The sequence below is a fragment of the Parasphingopyxis sp. genome (assembly GCF_052168295.1).
GTDB lineage: Bacteria > Pseudomonadota > Alphaproteobacteria > Sphingomonadales > Sphingomonadaceae > Parasphingopyxis.
Genome location: NZ_JBQLZN010000065.1, coordinates 1 through 8,491 on the forward strand (window position 1 = coordinate 1; position 8,491 = coordinate 8,491).

General features: G+C 58.2%; 6 protein-coding genes. 5 read left to right on the forward strand and 1 reads right to left on the reverse strand.

What is annotated here, in order from left to right:
* Positions 1 to 40: 40 nt before the first annotated feature.
* Complete coding sequence (locus ACTS1Z_RS10880) at positions 41 to 1,741, forward strand: beta-propeller domain-containing protein (RefSeq protein ID WP_442624485.1); 1,701 nt, start codon at positions 41 to 43, stop codon at positions 1,739 to 1,741.
* 18 nt (positions 1,742 to 1,759) lie between these two features.
* Here ACTS1Z_RS10880 and acnA read toward each other — a convergent pair whose 3' ends face one another.
* The gene (gene acnA, locus ACTS1Z_RS10885) at positions 1,760 to 4,438 is read right to left on the reverse strand and encodes an aconitate hydratase AcnA (protein WP_442624486.1); all 2,679 of its coding nucleotides are present in this window, start codon (positions 4,436 to 4,438) and stop codon (positions 1,760 to 1,762) included.
* 187 nt (positions 4,439 to 4,625) lie between these two features.
* Between acnA and ACTS1Z_RS10890 the strand changes: the two genes are divergently transcribed.
* From ACTS1Z_RS10890 to ACTS1Z_RS10905, 4 genes are all read left to right on the forward strand, one after another.
* Positions 4,626 to 5,840 (forward strand): DNA adenine methylase, encoded by a 1,215-nt coding sequence (locus ACTS1Z_RS10890; RefSeq protein WP_442624487.1) that lies wholly within the window; start codon positions 4,626 to 4,628, stop codon positions 5,838 to 5,840.
* On the forward strand, positions 5,818 to 6,819 hold the full coding sequence (locus tag ACTS1Z_RS10895; protein ID WP_442624488.1) for a ParB/RepB/Spo0J family partition protein: 1,002 nt from the start codon (positions 5,818 to 5,820) through the stop codon (positions 6,817 to 6,819). The genes ACTS1Z_RS10890 and ACTS1Z_RS10895 overlap by 23 nt, the downstream gene beginning before the upstream one ends.
* Positions 6,820 to 6,821: 2 nt before the next feature.
* On the forward strand, positions 6,822 to 7,733 hold the full coding sequence (locus ACTS1Z_RS10900) for a restriction endonuclease (protein ID WP_442624489.1): 912 nt from the start codon (positions 6,822 to 6,824) through the stop codon (positions 7,731 to 7,733).
* A 77-nt stretch (positions 7,734 to 7,810) separates the two neighbouring features.
* A complete protein-coding gene (locus ACTS1Z_RS10905; protein ID WP_442624490.1) occupies positions 7,811 to 8,329 on the forward strand; it encodes a hypothetical protein in 519 nt (172 codons plus the stop codon).
* The last annotated feature ends 162 nt before the right edge of the window (positions 8,330 to 8,491 follow it).

Below are 8,491 nucleotides of genomic sequence, written 5' to 3' on the forward strand. Positions count from 1 at the left end.
GAGCTGGCTACAGCGATTAGTTTCGATCGCCGCTTGACTAATGACCTGGGCACCAGCGGCCGAAATGGCGGACTCAGAGAGCATCACCAACAACCAGACGGCCGGAGTCGATGAGGGCGGGATCGTGAAGATCCGGGGCGACATTCTCGTCATCCTGCGGCGCGGCCGGCTGTTCACGGTCTCGATCGCCGATGGCGGCATGCGACCGATCGACATGATCGATGCCTATCCGCCCGATACCGACGGCAGCCGGTCCTGGTATGACGAGATGCTGATCGCGGGAGATCGGGTCATCGTCATCGGTTACAGCTATGGCCGGGGCGGGACGGAAGTGAACCGGTTCCGGCTTTCCGAAGGCGGGCAACTGACATTCGAAGACGCGCACCATCTGCGGTCCAACGATTATTATTCGGCCGACAATTATGCCTCGCGGCTGATCGGCAACCGGCTGATCTTCTACACGCCGCTCAACCTGTTCCGCGGCGAGGATCCGCTGGACGCGCTGCCCGGCGTCAAGCGCTGGGACGGCAATCCGGAGAACCGGGTGTTCGAACGCATCACGGCTCCCGATCGGGTCTATGCGACGCCCGCTATCCGGCGTTCGGCATCGGAGACTTTCTCGACACTGCACAGCGTCACGAGTTGCGATGTGTCCTCGCCCGGTTTCGATTGTACCGCGACCGGCGTGATCGCCGGCCCGTCCCGCGAATTCTATGTCTCTGGAGACTCGGTCTATCTCTGGGTCAGCAACGCCGATCCGTTCGATCGATCGGGCACGCCCCGCTATTCGCATATCTACCGGCTACCGCTCGGCGACGAGGCACCCTCGGCCATCGGCGCGCGCGGCGCACCGGTCAACCAATTCTCCTTCCGCGCGGATTCCGATCCCGACATGCTCAACGTCGTCGTGCGCGGGGGCGGGGGCAGCAATGCCATGTGGGAGCCCGAGGCACCGACCGGCACGATCAGCCTGATCCGCGTGCCGCTGAGCGAATTCGGGGACGGCAGCAGCGAAGTCCGCCAGCGTTACTACCGGCATCTCGAACGCAATCAGAGCACCTATCAGTTCGAGAACCGGTTCGTCGGCGATCACCTGATCTATGGTCATGGCCGGGCCAATGCATGGCGCAACCCGCCCAACTATAGTTCGGAACCGCTGGCCTACGCCGTGCCATTGAGCGGCGGATCGATTGCCGAGTTCCGGCTCGGCCATGGCGTCGAACGGATCGAGCCGATGGGGGCGGACGCCATTATCGTCGGCAGCAATCTTGAAAACGGCCTGGGGTTCAGTGCGATAGAGTTGAGCGGCGGCCTGCCCAATCTCGGCGACGCCTATGTGTTGCCAGCGGCGGGCCAGGGCGAATCGCGCAGCCATGCCTATTTCTACCGGCCCGATCCGGGTTCACCGGGCGGCGCATCGGGCACGCTCGGCCTGCCGATCGCGCGGCAGGTCCAGCCCGAATATCGTCAGCTGTTCGGCAGTGCCGCCGCCATGCTGTTCCTGCGCCGCGACGACCGCCAATTCTCCCGCGCCGGCGAACTGGATGCGATGGTGCAGGGTGTCGTCGATGACGGCTGCCGCGCGTCCTGCACCGACTGGTACGGCAATGCCCGTCCGATCTTCCTCCGCACCCGCACCTTCGCCCTGCTCGGTTATGAGCTGGTCGAAGGCCGGATGGAGGATGGCCGGATTACCGAAATCGGCCGGCTGAACTATGCGCCCGCAGCGCCCGCCGACTGAGCGGAAGGTGCTGCGCCGCTAGTCCCTCGCCAGATTCCGCAGCACATAATGGAGGATGCCGCCGTTGCGGAAATACTCCATCTCGTTGCCCGTATCGATGCGGCAGAGCGTTTCGAAGGTCGCGGTTTCGCCATTGGCGCGGGTCATCTCTACCTCGACCGTCTGGCGCGGATCGAGGTCTGCCACGCCGCGGATGGTGAAGGTCTCGCTGCCGTCCAGCCCCAGCGTCTCGCGCGTCACGCCCTCGGCGAACTGGAGCGGGAGGACGCCCATGCCGACCAGGTTCGAGCGGTGGATACGCTCGAAGCTCTCGACGATCACGGCCTTTACGCCAAGCAGGTTCGTGCCCTTCGCTGCCCAGTCGCGCGACGAGCCGGTGCCGTATTCGGCGCCGGCGATGACGACGAGCGGCGTGCCCTCTTCCTTGTAGCGCATCGCGGCGTCGTAGATCGACATTTCTTCGCCGGACGGGATGTGCCGCGTGTAGCCGCCTTCGACGTCGTCGAGCATCTGGTTCTTGATGCGGATGTTCGCGAAGGTGCCGCGCATCATGACTTCGTGATTGCCGCGGCGCGAGCCGTAGCTATTGAAGTCGGCGCGGGAAACCTGCCGGTCTTTCAGATACTTACCGGCCGGCGAATCCTCCTTGATCGCGCCGGCAGGGCTGATGTGATCGGTCGTGATCGACTGGCCGAACAGGGCGAGCGGGCGCGCGTCGACGATATCCTCGATCGCCTCCGGCTCCATCGTCATCCCTTCGAAATAGGGCGGATTCTGGACATAGGTGCTGCCCGAACGCCAGTTGAACGTCGCCGACGGCTCGACATCGATCGAGCGCCACATATCGTCCCCATCGTACACATTCGCGTACCGCGTCTCGAACATATCGCGATTGACATGCGCCTGGATCGTCTCGGCTACCTCAGCATTGCTCGGCCAGACATCGGCGAGGAACACATCCGCTCCATCGCTCCCCTGCCCCAGCGGCGTCTCGGTAATATCCTCCGTCACCGTACCCTTGAGCGCATAGGCCACCACCAGCGGCGGCGAGGCGAGGAAATTCGCCCGCACATCCTGGCTCACACGGCCCTCGAAGTTCCGGTTCCCCGACAGCACACTCGCCGCCACCAGATCATTCTCGTTCACGGCCTTCGAAATCGGCGGCGCCAATGGCCCGCTGTTCCCGATACAGGTCGTGCAGCCATAGCCGACCAGATCGAAGCCCAGCGCATCGAGATCGTCCTGCAGGCCCGAGCTTTCCAGATAATCCGTCACCACCTGCGATCCCGGGGCCAGCGACGTCTTCACCCAGGGCTTCACGCTCAGCCCCTTTTCGCGCGCCTTTTTCGCGACCAGCCCGGCCGCCGCCATCACCGCCGGGTTCGAGGTATTCGTGCAGCTCGTAATCGCCGCGATCACGACATCGCCATCGCCGATATCATGGTCCTTGCCCTCGACCGGCACGCGCTTCTTGTCGCGGCCATAGACCTTCTGCATGTCGTCGTTGAACAGCTCGTCGACCTGCGGCAGGATCACCTTGTCCTGCGGCCGCTTCGGCCCGGCAAGGCTCGGCACGACCATGCCCATGTCCAGCTCCAGCGTGTCGGTGAACACGGGATCGGGATCGTCGACATTGTGCCAGAGGCCCTGCTCGCGGCAATAGGCCTCGACGAGCGCGATCTGCCACTCGTCCCGCCCGGTCAGGCGCATATAGTCGGTCGTCTTCTCGTCGATCGGGAAGAAGCCACAGGTCGCGCCATATTCGGGCGCCATGTTCGCGATCGTCGCCCGGTCGGCCAGCGTCAGCGCCTTCAGGCCGGAGCCGTAAAACTCCACGAACCGCCCGACCACGCCCTTTTCGCGCAGCATCTGGACGACCGTCAGCACCAGATCCGTCGCCGTCACGCCCTCGGCCAGCTCGCCGGTCAGGTGGAAGCCGACGACTTCGGGTATGAGCATGCTCACCGGCTGCCCCAGCATCGCCGCCTCGGCCTCGATCCCGCCGACGCCCCAGCCGAGCACGCCGAGCCCGTTGATCATGGTGGTATGCGAGTCCGTGCCGACCAGCGTATCGGGATAGGCCACAGTCTCGCCGTCCGCATCCGCGCTGCTCCACACGCCCTGCCCCAGATATTCGAGATTCACCTGGTGGCAGATGCCCGTCCCCGGCGGCACGACCTTGAAATTATCGAACGCGCCCGCGCCCCATTTCAGAAACTCGTAGCGCTCCATATTGCGCTGATATTCGAGCGCGACATTCTCCTCGAACGCAGTCGGCGTGCCGAACTCATCGACCATCACCGAATGATCGATCACGAGATGCACGGGCACCTGCGGATTGATCTTCTCCGCCGCGCCGCCCAGCGCCACGATCCCGTCGCGCATCGCCGCCAGATCGACGACCGCCGGCACGCCGGTAAAATCCTGCATCAGCACGCGCGCCGGGCGATACTGGATCTCGCGCGAAATCCGCCGCTCCTTGAGCCAGTCCACACAGGCCTGCACGTCCTCGGTAGTGACCGTATTCCCGTCCTCGAAGCGCAGCAGGTTTTCGAGCAGCACTTTCATCGAGAAGGGCAGCCGCGAAACATCGCCCAGCTTTTCGGCGGCCTTGGCGAGGCTGTAATAGTGGACGGTCTTGCCCTCGACCGTGAGGGCGGAACGGGTGGAAAGCGTGTCGTGGCCGGTGGTGGTCATATGTCCTCGTTAGGGTTCGTCACAAAGTGATACTTTGTGCCGGTTTTAAGCCGGTTGTATGCGAATGAATCGATGGGAAGCCTAGCGTAACCCGAGAAACATAGAAAGTTCACTGTTGCAATAAATTGCTCTAGGCAGTCCGGGCGCGATAAACTGATCGGAAAACGGTGTGGCCAACGTTAGATACATGGGAAGCAAACGGTCGCTTGCGCCAGCAATAGGAGAGCTCATATCGGCGCGTCATCCAGACGCAATAATCCTTGATGCCTTTTCCGGCATGTGTGCCGTCGGAACAGAGGTATCGGCAAAGCATACTCTGTACACAAATGACATTCATCTATTTGCTGAAACTATCGCCCGCGCATTGTTTGTTGCGCAAGAACCAAAGCCCACGTCTCTAAACGCTAAAGATGAACTAACTGACGATATCAACGAAAATGCCGTCGCCCTGAAGAACGTTTTTTCGAAAGATGTTTCAGACGAAGAAATTGCTATTGCGCGCGCGATGAATGGCCAGTGGTCTAGATTGCGTAGATTATACGAAGATGCATCCAACAATATATACCCGATTAGTGTTTCGGGAATGCATGATATTGTTAGTTATCGAGACAACCCAAATCTATTCCCATACTGCCTGTTCGTACGTTATTTCACTCAAGGCTATTTCAGCTTTCAGCAGGCGATCGAGATAGACTCAATCCGCTACGCGATATCAAAGTCCTCAAAAGACAGACGCGCATTCTATCTCGCGGCCCTCCTTCAGGCGGTCAGTCATTGCTCGGCGTCTTCTGGCCATTTTGCGCAATTCCTAGCTCCGCGAGACAGCAAGAACACTAAGTATATCGCCCGTATTCGAAGCCGTTCTGTGCTAGAACGCTTTTGGAAAGCCTTAGATGAATTTCGGTTGCCAGATTGCTTGGACCGATCACGTAATAAGACATTCCAAAGGGATGCTGTCGAACTTTTAGATGCGGCAGAACTGCATGATCAGAATCTCGTTATATATGCAGATCCTCCCTACTCTCGCGCTCAGTACAGTCGATACTATCACGTATTGGAGACGCTGGTTTTGTACGACTATCCCGAATGCACAGGAAAAGGTCGTTATCGGAACGGAAGATTCAATACAGGATTTTCAAGGAAGACTTCTGTGGTTGGTGAATTCGATAAATTCCTATCCCGAGCTGCCGAACTCGGCGCGGAGACCTACATCAGCTACCCAACCAATGGATTGCTTGAGAAGGTTGGGCACAAACTTTATGATATAATGTCGGAATACTTTACTAATGTCGAAAGAGTAGAACATACTCTGCTGCAACATTCTACTTTAGGTGGTGCACCAGGAAGCTCATCGGTGCCTACATACGAGGAAATCTACTATGCCAGCGGGAAAAAGCGATAATCCTTCGAAGCCAAAAAATGGCGCCGCGAACCCGCCAGTAGGACAGCTCGAAGAAGTATCCATTGATCAAATAGAACCCAATCCTCGAAACCCCCGTCAAACTTTCAAACCTACGACGATAGAGCAGCTTGCAGCCTCGCTCGAGGACATCGGACTCCAAGTACCAATTACTGTTTACAAATCTGAACAAAAGAGCGGCCACAAATATATACTTCTGGATGGCGAGCGCCGTTTCAGAGCAGCCAGACTGATAAACTGGGACAAAATTCCAGCCTTGGTCGTTAAACGGCCCAGCACAAACGACAACGCGATCCGGATGTTCAACATCCACATGTTGCGCGAAGAGTGGGAAGAGATTGAAACCGCTTGGGCGCTCGAGCAAATTATGGAAGAGACCGGCGAGACCAAAATACGAAACCTGCAGCGCATTACCGGCCTCACTCAAGATCGAATACGCAACATGCTGCGCGTGCTCGAATTTCCGAAAGCCCAGCAACAAAAAGTTGCTGATGGTGAGTTGAGCTATCAACTGCTCGTCGAGTTGGACAAGAATGTGCTTAGCCGTAGGCGGAAAGAGAAGAAAGCTGCAGATGATAAACCGATAACAAACCTCAGTCCGGCCCAATTGCGAGATGTCTTCCTTAAAAAGTACGAGAACAATATCGAGTCAGATATTGTTGATCTTCGACATGTCGGCACGCTTTGGGATACGGCGAAGAGCGAGGGTAAGGTCGGCAGCCGGGCGAAAGAAGCGTTGGTTACACTGATAGAGAAACATGACGCCACTATAGAAGACGCGTTTGAAATCGGCGCGGCCGCAAGTGTTGGGCTTCAAAAGATTATGCGAGATATAAATGCGCTACCTAGCCGGTTGGACGATTTCGTCGAAAGCGGCCTGCACTCAGAGCATAGAGGAGAGCTGAAGGCAGCACTAAGAGACCTGATAAAGGAGCTGACCAGGATCAGTAAAGGTATCTGAACGTGCGTGGAGACCCCATTGCTGATCTACTGCCGAGCATAGAAAGTGTTTTGCTATCGGAGTTTCCGGCGGCGATCTTAGAACCCAACGGAAAAATTGGCGACAATGTGGGGTGGCGACCTCATCTACTTGAACGTAATCAACACCGAGCCTGGTACTTCCATGTTCTACAACCTGAGAGCAGTTCTTGGGCTAACCGAGCGAACGCTGCTTCAATGGCAGACGAGAAGCTGTCGATTGGGATAGCAGCTCCTCAAAACTTTCTTGAGTCTGAAGATTTTTTGATCGACAGCCTTCCGCTGAATCCCGCGTTTATCGAGTTGAAACCGAAAGGAGGAAAGCTGATAGCGCACAACTTTTATGGTTCAATTGGCGACTACATATATGAGAGAAATCTCATGCTCTCCGACAACGCCGCAACCACCGTACTGGATCATTACCATAATCTGGCAACCGCTGAGCAGAACGATCAAAAAAAGGGCGTATTGCTTGAGCTGCTCTGTGCAATTCTGTTTAGCCAAGTCGAAGATTTCGACGTCAAAGGCAGGGACATCTCGAATCGCTCGCAACAAATGGACGTCGTGGTTCATAGTCGGGTTTCAAGCGGCATTCTGTCTGAGAGTCCGATGGTGTTAGCCGAAGCAAAAAACTGGCCGAGCAATCCTGTTGGAACAAAAGAGATTCAGTCATTTCTGCAGAAAATGAAAACTCGAAATCGGAGATGCAAACTTGGTTTTATTGTGACGACGGGTAAATTTACCAGCGGTGTAGAAACCGAAAGAGTGAGAGTTTCATCCGAATCGTATGTCGTCGCACTTATCGACGGTAAGCAGTTGGTCGGCATTTGGAGAAAGGGCTCATCAATAACGAGTCAGCTTGAGGAACTGGTCCTTGATAATGTGATTGGCTCCTAGCAATCCTATTTCCTGTCCTACAGACCCCCGGATAGTATAAATAGATCGGCTCCATTCCCTGTGTGAGGAGCCCGATCATGGCCGATCCCGATCCGCCGCGCCTGCCTGCCGTGCGGGACGCGCCGGAACCCCCAGCCCCCTATCGCACCCGGCATGACGGGTGGACGACGCCGCGCAAGCGCAAGTTTCTCCATGCGCTGGCGCGGACGGGCTGTGTGCGGGATGCGTGCGCCATCGCCAATATCTCCACGACCAGCGCCTATCGCCACCGCAAGCGCGATGCAGGGTTTGCGGATGCCTGGGAGCGGGCGCTGACCGAGGCGCTGCCGGTGCTGGAGGCGGCGGCGTTCGAGCGGGCGGTGGAGGGGGTGGACGAGCCGGTCGTCCATGGCGGCGAAGTCGTCACGACGCGCAAACGCTATTCGGACGCGATCCTCGTGACGCTCCTCAAACGCGCGGACGCTGCCGAAGCGGCGCGCGCGGCGCGGCGGCCGCTCTCGACCGAAGAACTGCGCGCCCGCCTTGACCGCAAGATCGCGCGGGTAAAGGCGGCGATGGAGGAGGAGGCGGGGGAGGACGGGACGGAGAGCGCGTGAGCGGGGCGGGTATGCCCGGCCTGTGTCAACCAGTGTCAACCGGCGGGGGGATGTGTTTGTCAGAACATTGCTCGCGCAATGCCGCGGCACCGGGTTTTAGTTTGTCAGAATTTTCCTTGCGGAAAATCGCCGCACCGGCCCTCACCCCCTCCCGACCGCCCA